The sequence below is a fragment of the Acidovorax sp. FHTAMBA genome (assembly GCF_038958875.1).
Lineage (GTDB): Bacteria > Pseudomonadota > Gammaproteobacteria > Burkholderiales > Burkholderiaceae_C > Acidovorax.
The window spans coordinates 2,916,415-2,936,614 of the sequence record NZ_CP152407.1 but is presented as its reverse complement, the minus strand read 5'-3'; the positions used below and the strand labels follow the sequence as shown (position 1 = coordinate 2,936,614).

The window sequence follows — 20,200 nt, the reverse complement described above, 5'->3', positions numbered from 1 at the left end:
GGCTCGTGGCGTCGCAATCTCTCATCCGCAACCTGTGCGCCTACAACAATAAATGTCGGCCCGTCTTCGCACTGATGCACATCGAAATCACCAGGACCATAGACACGGGCACTGTTTCGGCCCTCGTACTCATCGGAGACGGCGAACACGCGCCAATCGCTGAACGCCTGTAACCCCAAATCAGTGTCCGGGTTGCTTAATTCCTTGTGCGATATATTTAGCTCAGCCATTTTCAAAGCTCCGTTTTGAACTTGGTTAGGGCTACATCGGTGTTCCACCACCTTTGCGGCCCGTCTTTGCCCTGGATGGAACGCGCCAGGGCTTCGCGTTTAACTTGCCACGACCCGGAGTGCGCCTGGTTCCATTTCGGCGTCAAAAGAAATTCCCGCCTGTTCCAGAATCCATGCCTCGATGCGCTCGTGGTGCAGGCGCAATAGGTCAAGCGGGCGAACGGTGTAGTGCTTTTCGGCTGTCGCGCTCGGCTTGTGACCTTGAATCTGTGCCACCACTCCGGCAGGTATTTCAAGCCACTCAGTGAGGCTCTTGAAACTGCGGCGCAGGCCATGGAAGGTCAGCCCGTCAATGCTCGCCACTTGGCAGGCCATTGCGTGGGCGCGGTGAGGCTTCGCGATGGGTTGCGCGGATTTCCCTGCTTCGCGCGCCGCGCCAGAAAAGACCCATTCGCCACGGCGGGGCAGGGCAGCCAGCAGTTGGTGAACATATGGCGTCAATGGAATGACTCGCTCGCCTTCCACCTTGTCGCGGATGGTCAAGCCTCGCCATTTGGTGTTCAAGTCCTCCCAGCGGAGCGCCAACACTTCGCCCGGGCGTGCACCTGTCAGCAGGAGAACTTGAAGGTATGCCGCAATGGTGGGGTTGCCGATGTTGCGCACGGCGGTGAACCAAGCGGGCAGTTGTTCGCGCAGTAGGGCGTCTTGCTTGACTCCAGCTTTGCCCAGTGCGTCGCGTGTGCGTCGGGTCTTGGCTGGGTTTTGTGTTGGAACCACGGCGGAAAACTGCGGATGCTCTGCGCACCATGCCATGAAGGCGCGCAGAAGGCGCCATGAAAGACGGGCAGGGGTAGGGCGCGTCTTCGCCTGAGTGGCGGCCCATCCCTCAATAACCGGTGCCGTCAGGTCTTTTAGGGGCATCCCCATAAGCGGGTGAAGCGGTCCGGCAATGGTCACGCCGCGCCCGCGCGTTCCGCGTACTGCCTTCACCCCACCAGCCCGTGCCAGCTTCTCGTGGTCCTGGTAGTGGCGTTCGCCCCAGTGCGCACGGCGGTCTGACAGATATGCCGCCCATGCCTCGCCCACCGTAACTGCCTTTACAGCGGCGGCGGCCTTCTGTGCGGCCTGTGTGGCTTGCTGCTGCCGCTCAACTTCTCGCGGGTCGGTGCCACCGTCAACCATCATCTTTAGCGATTTGGCTTTGGTGCGGGCGGCTTCGAGGCTCCATTCGGCGGCCGTGCCGATGGTCACGCGGATAGTGTTTCCGTTTAAGCGGGACTCAAAGGCGTAGGTTTTGCGCCCGGTGGGTGTGGCGCGCAGCATGAGGGCGGGGGTGTCGGTATCCCACAGAAACGCCTGTGACTTACCTGCCGGGCATACGAAGTCAGCCACTCGGCCAGCGGTAAGACGTACTCGGCTTTTCTGTCCACTCATAGCGCCTCCGAAAATTTGTAGGCAATCTGTAGGCGTATCGCAGAAATATCGCCATGTAAAAATCAACAGTATTGAGAGGAATTCATGCAATAAGCTGTTGATTTTTATAGATTGTATCTACGCAGCTCAACATGAGCAAACACTATATTTTGAGGACTTTTAATCCGTTGGTCACAAGTTCGAATCTTGTACGTCCTACCACCCCATGAAATGAGTAAAGCACCTATGGCAGAGCTGCCATAGGTGCTTTTTCTTTTGCCCCTATTTTTGTACGTAAAGCCCCGGAGCGCGTGTGGCGATGGGGCGCCATAGGTTACCGATTGCGGTGGGGCGACGCAGCGGCGCAATGAATGCGCCCGCGTGCCGTCTAGAACCTGATGCCTGCAGGGTTGCTGGGCGATGGTCCGTCGTTGATGGGTGCAGGGGGGCGGGCCCGCGATGGTGCTGGGGGCGCTGGGGGTGCCGACGAAGCCGCGGCTGCGGGCTCCGCCGCCTTGACGGCCACGAGTGGTGTGGGCGCTGGCTGGCGGTAATTTCTCGGCAATGCAGATTGCTTGGGGTAGCCGGCAGCGTCCAGATACTGCACCCACTCTCCCTCGGAAAAACCCGCAAGCTGTTGCCCGCCAATGGTGCCAAACGGCAGGCCCGTGCCGCCGCTCAGCCTTTGCAAGGCTGCAATGTCTTCATTGCTCGACACCGTACGTTCGGTGAACGGAACTCCCCGCGACGTGAGCAGATTGCGCGCAGAGGTGCAGGGCGGGCAGTCGTTGCCGGTGTAGAGGGTGACCGGAAAGCGGTTGGCGATCTGGCGCAGCTCGTAAGGCAGCGCGCCGTTGGCGGCTGCAGGAGCCTCATTGGCAATACGGGCGGGCTGCGCATTGGCGTCTGGGGGAGGCCGGTCGGAAAATGTCACTTTGCCATCCGGGCCGACAATGCGGTAGACGCCTTGCGCCTGCACGCTGGCGCAGGCCAGTGTCATCAGCAAAGTCGCCAACAGGGGGGCGCTTAGTGGCTTGTGCATGTTCATTCTCCTTGCTCCTTCTTTGTCGTCAGGCCTGGGTGCAACGTGTGCATTTCAGGCCGTGGGTTGGGTTCGCTCAGGCAGTCGATTCTTCCGCCATGCCTTGGTGGCGCAGCAGGGCATCCAGGCTGGGCTCGCGGCCCCGGAAGGCCTTGAACGATTCCATCGCAGGGCGGCTGCCACCGGCTTCCAGGATGGCCTGGCGGTAGCGGCGACCCGTTTCAATACTCGGCAGACCGTCGCTTCCAGCGGTTTCCTCGAAGGCCGCATAGGCGTCTGCACTCAGTACCTCGGCCCATTTGTAGCTGTAGTAGCCAGCGGCATACCCGCCCGCAAAGATATGGCTGAAGGTGTGTGCCGTGCGGCTGAATGCCGGGGGCTGCAGCACGGCCACTTCGCGGCGCACCTGATCCAGCAGAGGCATGATGTCCTGGGCCGGGTCGTGCTCGGTGTGCAGCAGCATGTCGAACAGCGAGAACTCGATTTGTCGCAGCGTCTGCATGCCACTTTGGTAGTTCTTGGCGGCAATCATCTTGTCGAACAGCGCGCGGGGCAGGGGCTCGCCCGTGTCCACATGGGCCGTCATGTGCTTGAGCACATCCCATTCCCAGCAGAAGTTCTCCATGAACTGGCTGGGCAGCTCCACCGCATCCCACTCCACGCCTCCAATGCCCGAGACGTCGCGCTCGTTCACCTGGGTGAGCATGTGGTGTAGTCCGTGTCCGAATTCGTGGAAAAGGGTGATCACGTCGTCGTGAGTGAGCAGCGGTGGCTTGCCGTCCACGCCGCTGGCGAAGTTGCACACGAGGTGCGCCACCGGGGTTTGCAGCACGCCCGTGTCGGGGCGCAGCCAGCGCGTGCGCACATCGTCCATCCATGCGCCGCCGCGTTTGCCGGTGCGCGAGGGCTGGTCGAGGTAGAACTGGCCCACCAGCTGGGTGCCCTTATGGGCGCCCTCCGGGTGCGTGCGCTCAATGCGGTAGAACTCGACGGCTGGGTGCCAGATGGCGGCCGTGTCGCGCCGGATGCTCACTTCGAACAGGGTTTCGATGATCTTGAACAGGCCCGCCAGCACCTTGGGCGCCGTGAAGTACTTCTTGACCTCCTGCTCGCTGAAGGCGTAGCGCGCTTCCTTGAGCTTTTCGGAAATGTAGGGCCAGTCCCAGGCCTGCGGATTGGCCAGGCCCAGGTGTTCTGCTGCAAACGCGCGCAGGTCGGCGATGTCCTTCTCGGCGTATGGGCGGGCGCGTCGGGCCAGATCCCGCAGGAAGGTGATCACCTGCGCCGGAGATTGGGCCATCTTGGGCACCACGGACACTTCGCCAAAATTGGCGTAGCCCAGCAGTTGGGCCTCTTCGCGGCGCAGGGCCAGGATTTCGCTGATCAGCGCAGTGTTGTCGAACTTGCGTGCATCGCCCTCAGCCTGGTCGGAGGCACGGGTCACATAGGCACGGTAGAGCTTCTCGCGCAGGTCGCTGCGCGCGGCAAACTGCATGACCGGCAGGTAGCAGGGCATCTTCAGGGTGAGCTTGTAGCCCTCCTTGCCGTCTGCCTGCGCTGCGGCCAGCGCGGCCTGTTGGACATCGTCTGGAATGCCATCCAGTTCTTCAGCCGTGGCGTAGTAGGCGTAGGCGTCGGTGGCATCGAGGGCGTTTTCACTGAACTTCTGGCTCAGCTCGGCCTGGCGTTCCTGGATCTGTGCAAAACGCTCCTTGGCGGCACCGGTCAGCTCCGCGCCACTCAACACAAAGTTGCGCACCGCGTTCAGGTGTGCCTGCCGCTGCTCTGCAGTCAGGGTGGCGGGGTCGATGGCCTTGTATTTTGCGTACAGGCGTTCATCGGCACCCAGGCGCGTCCAGAACTCGGTGACCTTGGGCAAGGCGGCGTTGTAGGCTGCGCGCAGTTCAGGGGTGTCGGCCACGCTGTTGAGGTGGCTGATGCTGCCCCAGGCGGTGCCCAGCCGTTCGGTGGCCACATCCAGCACTTTCGCAATCGCGTCCCAGCGGGCTGGAAAGTCGGGTGCGGTGACGGTCTCCAGCGCTGCATTGGCGCGCTCCAGCAGAACATCCACGGCAGGCGCCACGTCCTGCGGTGTGATGCGGTCGAAATGGGGGAGGTCCGAGAAGTCGAGAAGGGCGTTGCTCATGCGAAATCAGATGGCGCCAGATGGCGCAGGTTCAAGTTGCAAAGCCGCCGACATCGACAGCACTGACCCAGGTCAGTGCCCTGCAGTGCGCTCGGCGGCTTCGATGGTGTTCACCAGCAGCATGGTAATGGTCATGGGCCCAACCCCGCCAGGCACGGGGGTGATCCAGCCGGCCACTTCCTTGACGCCGTCAAAGTCGACGTCGCCGCACAGCTTGCCTTCGTCGTTGCGGTTCATGCCCACGTCGATCACCACGGCGCCGGGCTTGACCATGTCGGCCGTCAGCACATTGCGTTTGCCGACTGCCGCCACGATCACGTCGGCCTGCAGGGTTTGTGCCTTCAGGTTCTGGGTGGCGCTGTGGCAGACGGTGACAGTGGCGTTCTGGCCCAGCAGCATCAGCGCCATGGGCTTGCCCACGATGTTGCTGCGGCCGATGACCACGGCGTGTTTGCCCTTGAGGTCGTAGCCGATGCTCTCCAGCATCTTCATGCAGCCATAGGGCGTGCAGGGCCAGAAGCCGGGCATGCCGGTCATCAGGGCTCCGGCGCTGGCGATGTGAAAGCCATCCACGTCCTTGGCGGGCGAGATGGCTTCGATCACCTTCTGCGCGTCGATGTGTTTGGGCAGCGGCAGCTGCACCAGGATGCCGTGGATGGCCGGGTCGTTGTTGAGGGCCTCCACGCGGGCGAGCAATGCGGCTTCGGTCATGTCGGCCTCGTACTTTTCAAGCACGGAGTACAGGCCGCTGTCTTCGCAGGCCTTGACCTTGTTGCGCACATACACCTGGCTCGCCGGGTTGTCGCCCACCAGGACGACGGCCAAGCCGGGCTTGACGCCCCGTGCTGCCAGGGCGGCGGCGCGTTGCGCCACATCGGCGCGCAGTTGGCGGGAAAGGGCGTTGCCGTCGATGAGTTGGGCTGTCATAGCAGAAAATATCAGTCAAATTAGGCTCTAGCGCTTTATCAGCAAGCGCGAGCAGCTATCAAAATATGAGTATCAGCCCTTGGGCGCATTCTGGCCGAGGGCGATCTTGAGCAGGTCGGCCACGGTGTTGGCGTTGAGCTTTTCCATGATGTTGGCGCGGTGCGCCTCCACCGTCTTGATGCTGATGCCCAGGTCGTCCGCAATCTGCTTGTTCAGGCGGCCGGCGACGATGCGTTCGAGCACCTGGGCTTCGCGGCTGGTGAGCTTGGACAGCAGGGCATCGCGGCTCGCGGCCTGCTGGTAGCCGGCGAAGGCTTCGCGGGCGTGGTCGAGCATGCGCTCGACGAGGCCCACCAGTTCTTCTTCGTCAAAGGGCTTCTGGATGAAATCGAGCGCGCCCTTTTTCATTGTGTTCACAGCCATGGGCACGTCGCCGTGACCGGTGATGAACACGATGGGCAGGGGGGACTTGCGCTCGATCAGGCGGTCTTGCAGCTCCAGGCCCGTCATGCCACCCATGCGGATGTCCACGATCAGGCAGGCGACTTCGCGCGGGTCATAGCGTGAGAGAAACGTCTCGGCCGAATCAAAGCAACGCACCCGGTAGTCCTTGCCTTCCAGCAGCCACTGCAGGGAATCGCGAACTGCCTCGTCATCATCCACAACGTAGACAGTGCCTTTTTTCGGAATCAAGCTCATGCAATTGTCCTTGGTTTTTGAGTATTTGCTACAGAATTTGTAGTGGCATCAGCAGGCTTGGCAAGCGGCAGCCAGAAGGAGAACCTGCAGCCCGTGACCTCGGTTCCATTGTAGAGGTTCTCCGCCTGCATCCTGCCCTGGTGCGACTCGACGATGCTGCGGCACAGATTGAGGCCCATGCCCATGCCTTCTTCCTTGGTGGAGAAGAAGGCTTCAAAAAGGCGCTCCAGCACTTCGGGGGCCAGGCCTTTGCCGGTGTCCTGCACCGAAAATTCCACCACTTCGCGGTCGTCAATGTGTTTGGGCACCACCCGAAGTTCCACGCTGCGGCCCGACGGCGGGCGGTCAGCATGCTGGATGGCTTCGGCGCCGTTCTTCATCAGGTTGACCAGCACCTGCTCGATCAGGATGGTGTCGGCCATTACGGGTGGCAGGCGCGCCGCCACGTAATGTGTGAGCCGCACATTGTGGCGGCGCAGTTCGATGTCGGCCAGCTCCACGGCTTCATTGACCATCGAATGCACGTCGGCCAGGGTGCGGTTGGGCTCGCTCTTTTTCACAAAGGCCCGGATGCGCTGGATGATCTGGCCCGCGCGCTGGGCCTGGTGGGCGGTCTTTTGCAGTGCCGTGAGCAGTGCTTCCTCGGTCAGCTGGCCACTCTGGATGCGCGAGACCATGCCGCTGCAGTAATTGTTGATGGCCGTGAGCGGCTGGTTGAGTTCGTGCGCCACGCTCGAGGCCATCTCGCCCATGGTGATCAGGCGGCTGACCGACTGGGCACGCTCGGCCTGGCGCGCCGCCTGTTCCTCGGCCTGGCGGCGGGGGGTGATGTCGGTGGCAATCACCATCTGGGCCAGGCGCCCGTCCACCCAGTTGAGGTAGCGCGAGCGTACTTCGAGCCATTTGCCCAGGTCAGGCAGGTAGATCTCGGCGTTTTCGGTGCGGGCGCTGGTGAGGGGGTCGGTGGGTAAGCCCATCAGGCCGTCTTCGTCGTCCATGCCAGTGTGGTCAGACCCCGCCACAGGCACCACGCCGGCCTGTGCTACCAGTTGCAGATGGCCGTCGGTCTGCGAGCCGAACCACTGGCGGTAAAGCTTGTTGGCGAACAGCAACTCCTGGCTGCCCAGGGGCGCCACTGACACCGACGCGTCCAGCGACTCCAGCACCACCGTGAACCGCTCGTGCGAGGCTGTGAGCTGTTCACGGATCCGGTTGGGCTCGGTGATGTCGGTCATCGAGGTCATCCACCCGGTCTGCTGCCCATGCGCATCGATCAGGGGCGAGACATACAGCCGCGCATCAAAAAGCGTGCCGCTTTTGCGTCGCACCCGCACCTGAAAGCCGCCCACGATGGTTTTACCGCTGATCTCGTCGCGTAACTTGGCGTGCAGCGCTTCATGGTCAGACTCCGGCCAGTAGGGGAAAGGCGCCTTGAGGCCCACCAGTTCAGATTCGCTCCAGCCGGTCATCTGGCAGAACGCGGCATTCACATAGGTGATGCGGCCTTCCAGGTCCAGCGCCCGCATGCCAGTCAGGATGGAGTTTTCCATCGCACGGCGGAAATTGGTCTCGGCGACCAGCGCCTGCTGCGCCTGCATGCGCCTGCGCGTGTGGCGCCAGGTGGCGATCAGCATCCAGGCCGTCATGGCGCTCAGCGTGCCCACCAGCCAGAACAGCCCGCTGCCCACCACACCCAGCGACGTGCGGTAAGCCTGCGCCTTGAGCACCAGCCCGTTGCCCACCGGGGATACAGGCACTTCGTATTCGTTGGCGTGACGCGTCCACGGCAGCAGCTCGGTGGCCGCGTTGCGCGGGCCCAGCGGTGTACCAGCCAGCACCTGGTTCTTTCCGTCGAGCAATGTGACGGCATAGCGGGCCAGTACTTCGGTGGGCGTACCGTAACGCAGCAGGCTGTCGATGGAGTATTCGCCCAGCACCACGCCGCTGAACTTGCCCTGGTGCGTCAGGGGCACCTGCAGCTGGAGCAGTGGCGCCGCATCTCCCGAGGTGGCCGCAGGCTGGGCGTACACGGGCTGCTGCAGATCGCGTGCCAACCCGAAGGTATCGGCTGTGTCCCCGGGTTTGAGCACTTCTCCTGCAATGCGCAGCTCGTTGCTGGCCAGGGTGGGCGCAGCGTGGCTGGCGCGGATTCGGCGGCGTTCGTCGATCCAGGTCACCGCCTGCAGTTCAGGGTACTGGCTGATCAGGGTTTCGGCCCGGCTCACGAACTCGGCACGTTCCAGTTCCTGGTTGGACAGGTCGCGCGCAATGCGCATCAGCTGTTCCTGCCGCTCCAGCAGGCGCAAGCGCACCCGTTGCTGTGCGTATTCCACGTCGCGGCGTAGGGCTTCTTGCTCGCGTTCGGCCTCTTCGGCTCGCAGATACCAGAAGGCCGCCACGATGGCGGCCAGAAACATCAGCACGGCTGCAAGGGGGGCCAGCGCGGCAAAGCGGTCTTGCCGGGTGGGCGACAACCCGCGCCACCACTTGCGCCACCAGCGGGCGGGGGCAGCCACCACAGTGGCTGCGGGCGAGGGCTCAAGAGGCTGGGGATCCATCCGCCAAGTGTAGGTGAGGCTCGACAGGCAGCCCAGTGGCTCCCCATGACCAAATGTGCAACTGCAGCAAAATATTACATTATGAAATGAAAAAGCACCATTCGAAATCGCATGAAAATTATGCGAAACTAGAGCTAACGTACTAAATTGCTGCCACACCTACAGGAGACAAAGCATGTCAGCTCAGCCCGACCCACAGGCCGGTTTCGGCATCGGTTCCGACACCGACCAGCAAGAAACCCGTGAATGGATGGACGCGCTGTCCGCCGTGATTGACAAGGAAGGCCCTGAGCGCGCCCACTTCCTGCTGGAACAGCTGCTGGAGCACGCGCGCCAGAACAGCATCGACATGCCGTTCTCCGCCAATACCGGCTACGTGAATACCATCGAGCCCGACCAGGAGGCCCACTGTCCGGGCAACATCCAGATCGAAAAACGCCTGCGCGCCTACATGCGCTGGAACGCCATGGCGATGGTGGTGCGCGCCAATCGGCTGGACCCCGCCGACGGTGGTGATCTCGGTGGCCACATTGGCTCCTTTGCGTCGGTGGCCAGCATGTTTGGCGCCGGCTTCAACCACTTCTGGCACGCCGAAAGCGAGAACCACGGTGGCGACCTGTTGTACATCCAGGGCCACAGCTCGCCTGGCATCTACGCCCGCGCTTACCTCGAAGGCCGCCTGACGGAAGAGCAGCTCGACAGCTTCCGCCAGGAAGTCGATGGCAAGGGCCTGTCGAGCTACCCGCACCCCAAGCTCATGCCCGAGTTCTGGCAGTTCCCCACGGTGTCGATGGGCCTGGGTCCGCTGATGGCCATTTACCAGGCCCGTTTCCTCAAATATCTGCACGCCCGCGGCATTGCCAACACCGAGAACCGCAAGGTCTGGGTGTTCTGTGGCGATGGCGAGATGGACGAACCCGAATCGCTGGGCGCCATCGGCCTGGCGGCACGGGAGAACCTCGACAACCTGGTCTTTGTCGTCAACTGCAACCTGCAGCGCCTGGACGGCCCGGTGCGCGGCAACGGCAAGATCGTGCAGGAGCTGGAAAGCGAATTCCGCGGCAGCGGCTGGAACGTGATCAAGCTGCTGTGGGGTGCTGGCTGGGATGCACTGCTGGCCCGCGACAAGACCGGCAAGCTCAGGCAGCTGATGATGGAGACGCTGGACGGCGATTACCAGGCCATGAAGGCCAACGACGGCGCATTTGTTCGCAAGAACTTCTTTGGCAAGTACCCCGAGACGCTCAAGCTGGTCGAGCACATGACCGACGAAGAGGTGTTCGAGTTGCGCCGTGGTGGCCATGAGCCCACCAAGGTATACGCCGCGTTCCACGCCGCCAATTCGCACAAGGGCCAGCCCACCGTGCTGCTGGTCAAGACCGTCAAAGGCTATGGCATGGGCAAAGCGGGTGAAGGCAAAAACACCGTGCACCAGACCAAGAAGCTGTCGGACGAAGACATCAAGTACATCCGCGACCGCTTCAACATCCCCATCCCGGACAGCGAGCTGCACAAGCTCCCGTACTACAAGCCCGCGGATGACACGCCAGAAATCAGGTACCTGCACGAGCGGCGCAAGGCCCTGGGCGGCTACCTGCCCAAGCGCCGTCCCAAGGCGGACGAGCACTTCACCGTGCCTGCCATTGACACCTTCAAGGCCATCCTGGAGCCCACGGCCGAAGGCCGCGAGATCAGCACCACCCAGGCCTACGTGCGCTTCATCACACAGTTGCTGCGCGACCAGGCCCTGGGCCCGCGCGTAGTACCCATCCTGGTGGACGAGGCCCGTACCTTCGGCATGGAAGGCCTGTTCCGCCAGATCGGTATCTACAACCCCAAGGGCCAGCTCTACACCCCGGTCGATCGCGACCAGGTGATGTATTACCGCGAGGACAAGGCCGGTCAGATCCTGCAGGAAGGCATCAACGAAGCTGGCGGCATGGCCAGCTGGATTGCAGCGGCCACCAGCTACAGCACCAACAACCGCATCATGGTGCCGTTCTACGTGTACTACTCGATGTTCGGCTTTCAGCGCATTGGCGATCTGGCCTGGGCTGCCGGCGACATGCAGGCGCGTGGCTTCCTGCTGGGCGGCACCTCGGGCCGCACCACGCTCAATGGCGAAGGCCTGCAGCACGAAGATGGCCACAGCCACATCCTGGCGGGCACCATTCCGAACTGCATCAGCTACGACCCCACCTTTGCCCACGAAGTGGCGGTGATCATGCACCGTGGTCTCAAGCGCATGGTCGAGCAGCAAGAAAACGTCTTCTACTACATCACGCTGCTCAACGAGAACTACGCCATGCCCGGCCTCACGGCAGGCACGGAAGAGCAGATCATCAAAGGCATGTATCTGTGCAAGCCTGGTGCCGTGCCACCGCAGGGCACTTCCGATGCCAGTGACAAGCGCGTGCAGCTGCTGGGATCGGGCACCATCCTGCGTGAGTCGCTGGCCGCACAGACCCTGCTGGCCGCCGACTGGGGTGTACAGGCCGATGTGTGGAGCTGCCCCAGCTTCAACGAACTCACCCGCGAAGGCCAGGACGCCGACCGCTGGAACCTGCTGCACCCGCTGGAGACACCGCGCGTGCCGTTCGTGGCGCAGCAACTGGGCAGCAGCACCGGCCCCGTGGTCGCATCCACCGACTACATGAAGGCCTATGCCGAGCAGATCCGCCCCTTCATCCCCAAGGGCCGCAACTACAAGGTGCTGGGCACCGACGGCTTTGGCCGCAGCGACTTCCGCAGCAAGCTGCGCGAGCACTTCGAGATCAACCGCCACTACATCGTTGTGGCCGCCCTCAAGGCGTTGAGCGAAGACGGCGTGTTGCCTGCCACCAAGGTGGCGGAGGCCATTGCCAGGTACAACATCCAGGCTGACAAGATCAACCCGCTCTACGCTTAAACCGAACGGAGACAGAACAATGGCATTGGTCAACATTCAAGTCCCGGACATCGGGGACTTTGACGAAGTGGGCGTGATCGAGTTGCTGGTCAAGGTGGGCGACACCGTGAAGGCAGAGCAGTCGCTCATCACGGTCGAATCCGACAAGGCATCGATGGAAATCCCGTCCAGCCACGCTGGCGTGGTCAAGGAACTCAAGATTGCGCTGGGTGACAAGGTCAAGCAGGGCTCGGTGATTGCCGTGGTGGACTCTGCTGACCCGGGCGCTGTGGCAGCCCCCGCAGCAGCTCCTGCCCCTGTGTCGGCGGCCGCTCCGGTCGCTGCAACGGCACCGGCCGCACCTGTTGCTGCCCCTGCGGCCGCAAGCCCGGTCGAAGTGCGCGTGCCCGACATCGGTGACTTCAAGGACGTGGCCGTCATCGAGATGCTGGTCAAGGTCGGCGACACCATCAAGCTCGAACAGTCGCTGTTCACGGTGGAATCCGACAAGGCCTCCATGGAGATCCCGTCGCCCGCTGCTGGTGTGCTCAAGGAACTCAAGGTCAAGATTGGCGACACGGTCAACATCGGTGATCTGGTGGCTGTACTGGAAGGCTCCGCCGCAGCGGCAGCACCTGCTCCCGTGGCAGCGCCTGCACCCGCTGCAGCACCTGTGGCTTCCGCGGCACCAGCGGTTGCCGCAGCAGCGCCCGCTGGTGCCGTGACGTCCGTGCCTGTCCCCGCCCACCAGCCCGGTACCCCCAGCGCAGGCCTGCCCCACGCATCGCCTTCGGTGCGCAAGTTCGCCCGCGAACTCGGCGTGCCCATCGACGAAGTCAAGGGCACTGGCCCCAAGGGCCGCATCACGCAAGACGACGTGGCCGCCTTCACCAGGCAGGTGATGGCAGGCGCATTGCAGACCAAGGCCCAGGTGGCCAAGGCGCCCGCAGGTGGTGGCGGCTCCGGCGTGGGCCTGGACCTGCTGCCCTGGCCCAAGGTGGACTTCACCAAGTTCGGCCCGGTGGAGCGCAAGGACCTCTCGCGCATCAAGAAGATCAGCGGCGCCAACCTGCACCGCAACTGGGTCGTCATCCCGCACGTCACCAACCACGACGACGCGGACATCACCGATCTCGAAGCCTTCCGCGTGCAGTTCAACAAGGAAAACGAGAAGAGTGGCGTCAAGGTCACCATGCTCGCCTTCATGATCAAGGCCGCCGTGGCCGCGCTCAAGAAGTTCCCCGAGTTCAACAGCTCGCTCGACGGCGACCAGCTGGTGATGAAGAACTACTTCCACATCGGCTTTGCGGCCGACACGCCCAACGGTCTGGTGGTGCCCGTTATCAAGGATGCCGATCAGAAGGGCATCGTGCAGATCAGCAAGGAAATGGGTGAACTCGCCGCCAAGGCGCGCGAAGGCAAGCTGGCCCCGGCGGACATGCAGGGCGGGTGCTTTTCCATCAGCTCGCTGGGCGGTATTGGTGGCCGGTACTTCACGCCCATCATCAACGCCCCCGAAGTCGCCATCATGGGCGTGTGCAAGAGCAGCCTGGAGCCCAAGTGGGACGGCCAACAGTTCGCGCCGCGCCTCATGCTGCCGCTGTCGCTCAGCTGGGACCACCGCGTGATCGACGGCGCCAGCGCAGCGCGCTTCAACGTGTACTTTGCCTCGCTGCTGGCGGACTTCCGCCGCATCGTGATGTAACGACGAAAGGGCAAGACACACCATGGCAATCATCGACATCAAGGTGCCCGACATCGGCGACTTCGCCGAAGTGGCCATCATCGAAGTGCTGGTCCAACCCGGCGACACCATCAAGGCCGAGCAAAGCCTGATTACCGTGGAGTCCGACAAGGCCTCCATGGAGATCCCGTCCAGCCACGCTGGTGTGGTCAAGGAGCTCAAGGTCAAGCTGGGCGACAAGATCGCTGAAGGCTCGGTGGTGCTGACCCTGGAGGTGCAGGGCGCAGCCGCAGCCGCAGCCGCTCCAGCACCTGCCGCCACCCCAGCGCCCGCAGTTTCTGAACAAAAACAGGCTCTGGCGCCCGCTGTACAAGCGCGAACAGCTATCAATTCAGTAGCATCCAGCTTTGCCGGCACTGCCGATATGGACTGCGACGTGCTCGTGCTCGGCGGCGGCCCTGGCGGCTACAGTGCCGCCTTCCGCGCGGCCGACCTGGGCCTGAAGGTGGTGCTGGTCGAGCGTTATGCCCAATTGGGCGGCGTGTGCCTGAACGTGGGCTGCATCCCGTCCAAGGCCCTGCTGCACGTGGCGGCCGTGATGGACGAGGTCAGCCACATGGCCGACCTGGGCGTGGACTTTGGTGCGCCCGTGCTGAACATCGACAAGCTGCGCGGCCACAAAGAGAAAGTCATCGGCAAGCTCACTGGTGGTCTCGCCGCCATGGCCAAGATGCGCAAGGTGACCACCGTGCGCGGCTACGGCGCCTTTGTCGGCCCCAACCACCTCGAAGTGGAAGAAACCACCGGCACCGGCCAGGAGAAGACGGGCACCAAGAAGGTGGTGGCCTTCAAGAAAGCCATCATCGCCGCCGGCAGCCAGGCCGTGCGCCTTCCCTTCATGCCCGACGACCCGCGCGTGGTCGACTCCACCGGCGCCCTGGCGCTCAAGGAAGTCCCCAAGCGCATGCTGATTTTGGGCGGCGGCATCATCGGCCTGGAAATGGGCACGGTGTATAGCACGCTGGGCGCCCGCCTCGATGTGGTCGAGATGATGGACGGCCTGATGCAGGGCGCTGACCGAGACCTCGTCAAGATCTGGCAAAAGATGAACGCCAAGCGCTTCGACAACATCATGTTGAAGACGAAAACCGTGGGCGCCGAGGCTACGCCCGAAGGCATCAAGGTTACGTTTGCGCCAGCGGAAGAGGGCGGTACCGCCCCCGAGCCGCAGGTGTACGACCTGGTGCTGCAGGCCGTCGGCCGCACCCCCAATGGCAAGAAGATCACCGCTGAAAATGCAGGCGTGGCCGTCACCGACCGTGGCTTCATCAACGTCGACATCCAGATGCGCACCAACGTGCCGCACATCTTCGCCATCGGCGACATCGTCGGCCAGCCCATGCTGGCGCACAAGGCGGTGCATGAGGCACACGTGGCGGCCGAAGTCATCGCTGGCGAACTGCAAGGCAACAAGGAGCTGGCAGCCGCCGCGTTCAACGCCCGTGTGATCCCAAGCGTGGCCTACACCGACCCCGAAGTGGCCTGGGTGGGCCTGACCGAAGACCAGGCCAAGGCCCAGGGCGTCAAGGTCAAGAAGGGCCTGTTCCCCTGGACGGCCTCCGGCCGCGCCATCGCCAACGGCCGCGACGAGGGCTACACCAAGCTGCTGTTCGACGATTCGCCCGAGGCCCATGGCCACGGCAAGATCCTGGGCGGCGGCATCGTGGGCACCCACGCCGGCGACATGATCGGCGAGATCGCCCTGGCGATCGAAATGGGCGCCGACGCGGTGGACATCGGCAAGACCATCCACCCGCACCCCACGCTGGGCGAAAGCATCGGCATGGCGGCGGAGATTGCGCACGGCAGTTGCACCGACGTGCCGCCGCAGCGCAAATAACGCGCCCATCGACCGGAGCCCGGCCGCACCGTCTGGAGAAGCGCCATGGCAGCCGTCAAGAAGTTTCCCAAAACACCCGCCCACCCCGAGCGGGTGTGCTGGGGTTGCAACCTCTACTGCCCCGCCAAAGACATGCGCTGTGGCAATGGCTCCGACCGCACCCAGCATCCCGCGGAGCTGTTTGGCGAGGATTGGGACCAGTGGGGGCTGGATGCTGAGACGCAGGCCAAATCGCCAATGCCTGGGAGCGCAGACGGCGCCAGACCACGGGGCTGACCAGGTATGCGCTGGGTGCACGTCGAGCGTGCGGAACCTTCGGTGCCGGAAGACTGAAGGTTTTTTGAAATTGCCACGTCTGCTCAACGGTTGGGATCGGCACTGCATGCGATCCCCGTCAAGCTCGTGCACGCCGCACTGGAGCCTTCAGGCCCGGTCAGGGAGCCCACACAAAAGTGATGGAAAATACCGGGTTGGCTGCTGCGCAAACTGTGGCAGCAATTTCGCCCCCGCAAATCCCATTTGTTTGCTCTCTTGAGCCTGTCCATGCAAGACGTTCAAAACTCCAAGATCTCGGTCGAGAAAATCGGCGGCACTTCCATGACCGCCTTTGGCGATGTGCTGCGCCATATCGTGCTGCACGACCCCCAGCGCATCAATGGCCGCATCTACGTGGTGTCGGCGTACTCGGGCGTGACGAACCAGTTGCTGGAGCACAAGAAGACGGGTGAGCGCGGCATCTATGCCTTGTTTGCCGAGAGCAAGGGTTACCAGGATGCGCTGAACCAGCTGGCCACCAGCCTGAAAAAGATCAACGCCGGTTACGCCGACCTGGGCCTGCCGCTTTCCGTGGCCGATGCCTTCATCGACCACCGCATTGGCCAGGCGCGTGAGTACCTGGGCGCCATGCAACATGTGCTGGCCAGCGGCTACCTGAGCCGCAAAGATGTGCTGCTGGCGGCGCGCGAGGTGCTGGCCTCGATCGGCGAATCGCACAGCGCGTTCAACTCGGTTGAAATCCTCAAGGCCAATGGTGTGAACGCCGTGCTGATGGACCTGGCCGGGTTTGATGACAACGAGGCCTGGACCATTGACGAGCGCATTGCGCAGAGCTTCAAGGGCCTGGACCTGGCCGACAAGGTGGTGGTGGCCACCGGCTACACCAAGGGCACCGAAGGCATCATGCGCGAGTTTGACCGCGGTTATTCCGAAGTCACCTTCAGCAAGATCGCCGTCGAGGTGCGCCCCGCCGAGGCCGTGATCCACAAGGAATTCCACCTGTCTTCTGCCGACCCCAACCTGGTGGGCCTGGAAAACGCCATCGTGGTGGGAGCCACCAACTACGACGTGGCCGACCAGCTGGCCGACGTGGGCATGGAAGCCATCCACCCCAAGGCCGCCAAGCCGATGGAGCTGGCGGGCATTCCGATCCGCCTGAAGAACACGTTCGAGCCCGACCACCCCGGCACGCTGATCACCAAGGACTTTGTGGGCGAGCGCGCGCGTGTGGAGATCGTCACCGGAACCGACAAGGTCACGCTGATCGAAATCCACGACCCGAGCATGGTGGGCACCGTGGGCTTCGATGCGGGCCTCATGGAGGTGTTCTGCCGCCACGGCGTGAGCTACATCCTCAAGGCCACCAACGCCAACTCCATCGCCCATCTGGTGTGGGACAACCAGGCCACGCAGGCCCTGGTGGCCGAGCTGGAGGAGGCCTACCAGGTGGTCACGATCAAGCCCAGCGCCATCGTGTGCGCCATCGGATCCAACATCAGCATCCCTGGCGTGCTGGCCAAGGCGGCGCAAGCGCTGGCCGATGCCCAGGTCAACGTGAACTGCGTGTCGCAAACGCTGCGTCAGGTGAACATGCAGTTCGTGATCGAACGTGAGGACTACAAGACCGCCGTCAAGGCGCTGAACATGGCGCTGTGCGTGAACTCGGTCGCGCCGGTTCCGAAGGTGTAATGCCCGGGATGGCGGCCGCTTTGCAGGTGTGAGGCCTTCTCTCAAGCCCGCCCTGTGCGGGCTTTTTCTTGCGTGGTTCCCACAGGTGGGGCATGCATTTTTTACTTCCCGTGGTTGCGAGTTCGCGCTCAGACTTCGGGACGGAACTGTTGAAAGGTTGACGTTTTGAAACCACCAGCGTGCATGAATCAGCGGCAGGCCGCAGTTTGTAGGGAAGGCGCAGCATGCTGAGCATCCTCGCTGTGGTCGTCTCTCTGGCCCTTCTGATGTTCTTCGCCTACCGCGGCGTCACGGTGCTGCTCCTTGCGCCGCTGATGGGGGCCCTGGCGGTGCTGATGTCCGGCGACGGGCGCTGGCTGCTGCCGCTGTACACCGACACTTTCATGAGCGCGCTGGGCGGCTATGTGCTGCAGTATCTGCCGCTGTTTTTGCTGGGGGCGCTGTTCGGGCGGCTGATGGCCGATTCGGGCGCGGCGAGCACGCTGGCCCGCTGGATCGTGCGCACACTGGGCGAGCGGCGTGCCATCCTCACGGTAGTGCTGGCCTGCGCGCTGCTGACCTATGGCGGGGTGTCGCTGTTTGTGGTGGCGTTTGCCATCTACCCCATTGCGCGCAACCTGTTCGAGGCGGCCAACATCCCCAAGCGGCTGGTGCCCGCCACCATCGCGCTGGGCGCCTTTACCTTCACCATGACGGCGCTGCCGGGCTCGCCTGCCATTCAAAACGCCATTCCGATCCCGTATTTCGGCACCAACGGCTTTGCTGCGCCCGGCCTGGGCGTGCTGGCGGCCGCCATCATGCTTGGCGGCGGCCTGACCTGGCTGCTGCACCGCGCAGCGGCAGCGCGTGCGCGCGGTGAAGGCTACGGCCAGCACGAAGAAGACGAAGGCGCCACGGGCGCGGCGCTCACGCCAGCCCAGGCCGCCGCCGAGGCCGCGCGCCATGCCGAGGTGCCGTTACCACTCGCATTTCTCCCGCTGGTGCTGGTGGTGGGCGTCAACGCGCTGTTCACCTACCTGGTGTTCCCGGCGCTCGACCTGGCGTTCATGGCCGAGCGCTTCCCATCGCTCGACCCGGCCCGACTGACCGGCCTGTGGGCCCTGCTGATTGCGCTGGTGGTGGCCTGCACCACGCTGGTACTGACGCGTCTGGGCCACTGGCACGACCTCAAGCACACCATCAACCAGGGCGTGTTCGGCTTCATGCTGCCGCTGTTCAACACGGCATCCGAGGTGGGTTATGGCGCGGTGATTGCCTCGTTGGCGGGTTTTGCGCTGATCCGCGACGCGGTGCTGCGTGTGTCGGACAACCCGCTGGTTTCGGAGGCCATTGCCATGAACGTGCTAGCCGGCATCACCGGCTCGTCCTCTGGCGGACTGAGCATTGCGCTGCAGACGCTGGGCGAAGACTACCTGCGCATGGCCGAGGCTGCGTCCATCAGCCCCGAGCTGCTGCACCGCGTGGCGGTGATGGCCGCTGGCGGCATGGACACGCTGCCGCATTGCGGCGCCATCATCACCCTGCTGGCCATCTGCAAGCTCAACCACCGCCAGTCGTATGCCGACATTGCCGCCGTGACCATCCTGTTCCCGCTGCCCGCCCTGGTGCTGGTCATCACACTGGGCACGGTGTTCGGGAGCTTTTGACGGCAGCCTGCCCGCTGGCAGCGCCCGGGTGCACGGCACGGGTGCCGTGCGTTACTTCAATTTTGATAGCTGCTCGCGCTTTATGGATAAGCGCTAGAGGCCAAAAACACTAAAAAATCAAATCGATGCAAACCCTGCTCGACACCATTGCCAGCATGCCCCTGCCCACCGATGCCACGCGAATCTTTCACGGCCGGGGTGGTAAACACCCGGGCGATGAACAGTGGGTGCTGGATACCTACCCGCCCGTCTTCGTCGTCACCAGCTTTGCCCCGGCCACCGACGAGCAACTGGCCACCATCGGCGCCGCGCTGGAGGCGCGATGGGCGCAGATTGCTCCGGCGGGCGAGCCGCTGAACTGGGTGTTCCAGCACCGCGGCGAAGCATTGCGCATCGAGGGCCGCAGCGAAACGCGCCTGATGGCCGGCGCCGTGCCCGACCCGCACGTGGTCACCGAGGCGGGTGCGCGCTACCGCGTGCATGTGCTGCGCGGCCAGAACCACGGCCTGTTTCTGGACATGGCCGAGGGGCGCCGCTGGGTGCGGGATTTTGCAGAGGCACGCCGTGGTGATCGCTACGGCCTCAAAGTGCTCAACCTGTTTGCCTACACCTGCGCGTTTTCGGTGGTGGCGCTGCAGGCGGGGGCCCGGCAGGTGGTCAACGTGGACATGAGCCACGGCGCCATCGGCGTGGGGCAGCAAAACCACCAGCTCAACGGCATCACCGCGGGCGCCACCTTCTTGCCGCACGACATCTTCAGCAGCTGGGGCAAGATCAACCGCAGCGGCCCCTATGGCCTGGTCATCGTCGACCCGCCCAGCTACCAGAAGGGCAGCTTTGTAGCCACCAAGGACTACGCCCGCCTGATGCGCCGCCTGCCCGACCTGCTGGCCCCCGGTGGCCATGCACTGCTGTGCCTGAACGCGCCCGAGCTGGGCCTGGCGTTTTTGCAGGACCAGATGCGCGAACTGGCGCCGGAGCTGCAGTTTGTAGAGCGCGTGGCCAACCCGGCGGTGTTTGCCGATGTGGACGAAGAGCGGGCACTGAAGGTGCTGGTGTACCGCGCGCCTTTGCTGGACGAGCCCGCGGTACTCATCGGATGA

The 20,200-nt window shown here is 63.4% G+C and carries 13 protein-coding genes; 7 read left to right on the top strand and 6 right to left on the bottom strand.

The genetic code is table 11. From position 1 onward, the window contains the following. Positions 1-329 precede the first annotated feature (329 nt). The 6 genes from AAFF19_RS13790 to AAFF19_RS13765 form a co-directional block, all read right to left on the bottom strand. The gene (locus AAFF19_RS13790; RefSeq protein WP_342720374.1) at positions 330-1,664 is read right to left on the bottom strand and encodes an integrase family protein; all 1,335 of its coding nucleotides are present in this window, start codon (positions 1,662-1,664) and stop codon (positions 330-332) included. Between the two features lie 367 nt (positions 1,665-2,031). Then, complete coding sequence (locus tag AAFF19_RS13785) at positions 2,032-2,691, bottom strand: glutaredoxin family protein (protein ID WP_182120104.1); 660 nt, start codon at positions 2,689-2,691, stop codon at positions 2,032-2,034. Between the two features lie 70 nt (positions 2,692-2,761). Further along, positions 2,762-4,831, bottom strand: coding sequence for a M3 family metallopeptidase (locus AAFF19_RS13780; protein ID WP_182120103.1), 2,070 nt, complete (start codon positions 4,829-4,831; stop codon positions 2,762-2,764). A gap of 72 nt (positions 4,832-4,903) precedes the next feature. Next, positions 4,904-5,758 carry a bifunctional methylenetetrahydrofolate dehydrogenase/methenyltetrahydrofolate cyclohydrolase FolD gene (folD, locus tag AAFF19_RS13775; RefSeq protein WP_182120102.1) on the bottom strand — a complete coding sequence of 285 codons (855 nt, stop codon included), beginning with the start codon at positions 5,756-5,758 and terminating at the stop codon, positions 4,904-4,906. 72 nt (positions 5,759-5,830) lie between these two features. Continuing rightward, entirely contained in the window at positions 5,831-6,457 is a 627-nt protein-coding gene (locus AAFF19_RS13770) for a response regulator transcription factor (protein WP_007848524.1), read from the bottom strand. Then, entirely contained in the window at positions 6,454-9,015 is a 2,562-nt protein-coding gene (locus AAFF19_RS13765; RefSeq protein ID WP_008906933.1) for a PAS domain S-box protein, read from the bottom strand. Before AAFF19_RS13765 ends, AAFF19_RS13770 begins: the two co-directional genes overlap by 4 nt. A gap of 175 nt (positions 9,016-9,190) precedes the next feature. On the opposite strand from AAFF19_RS13765, the gene aceE reads away from it, so the two are divergent. From aceE to AAFF19_RS13730, 7 genes are all read left to right on the top strand, one after another. Further along, positions 9,191-11,923, top strand: coding sequence for a pyruvate dehydrogenase (acetyl-transferring), homodimeric type (gene aceE / locus AAFF19_RS13760; protein WP_008906932.1), 2,733 nt, complete (start codon positions 9,191-9,193; stop codon positions 11,921-11,923). Between the two features lie 19 nt (positions 11,924-11,942). Next, on the top strand, positions 11,943-13,607 hold the full coding sequence (aceF, locus tag AAFF19_RS13755; protein ID WP_182120101.1) for a dihydrolipoyllysine-residue acetyltransferase: 1,665 nt from the start codon (positions 11,943-11,945) through the stop codon (positions 13,605-13,607). A 22-nt stretch (positions 13,608-13,629) separates the two neighbouring features. Further along, on the top strand, positions 13,630-15,486 hold the full coding sequence (gene lpdA, locus AAFF19_RS13750; RefSeq protein WP_342720372.1) for a dihydrolipoyl dehydrogenase: 1,857 nt from the start codon (positions 13,630-13,632) through the stop codon (positions 15,484-15,486). A 45-nt stretch (positions 15,487-15,531) separates the two neighbouring features. Next, positions 15,532-15,762: a DUF3079 domain-containing protein gene (locus AAFF19_RS13745; protein ID WP_342720371.1), complete on the top strand. Its 231-nt coding sequence runs from the start codon at positions 15,532-15,534 to the stop codon at positions 15,760-15,762. A gap of 267 nt (positions 15,763-16,029) precedes the next feature. Next, on the top strand, positions 16,030-17,451 hold the full coding sequence (locus AAFF19_RS13740; protein ID WP_008906928.1) for an aspartate kinase: 1,422 nt from the start codon (positions 16,030-16,032) through the stop codon (positions 17,449-17,451). Between the two features lie 227 nt (positions 17,452-17,678). Then, a complete protein-coding gene (locus AAFF19_RS13735; protein WP_182120129.1) occupies positions 17,679-19,097 on the top strand; it encodes a GntP family permease in 1,419 nt (472 codons plus the stop codon). Between the two features lie 125 nt (positions 19,098-19,222). Then, on the top strand, positions 19,223-20,200 hold the full coding sequence (locus AAFF19_RS13730) for a class I SAM-dependent methyltransferase (RefSeq protein WP_342720370.1): 978 nt from the start codon (positions 19,223-19,225) through the stop codon (positions 20,198-20,200).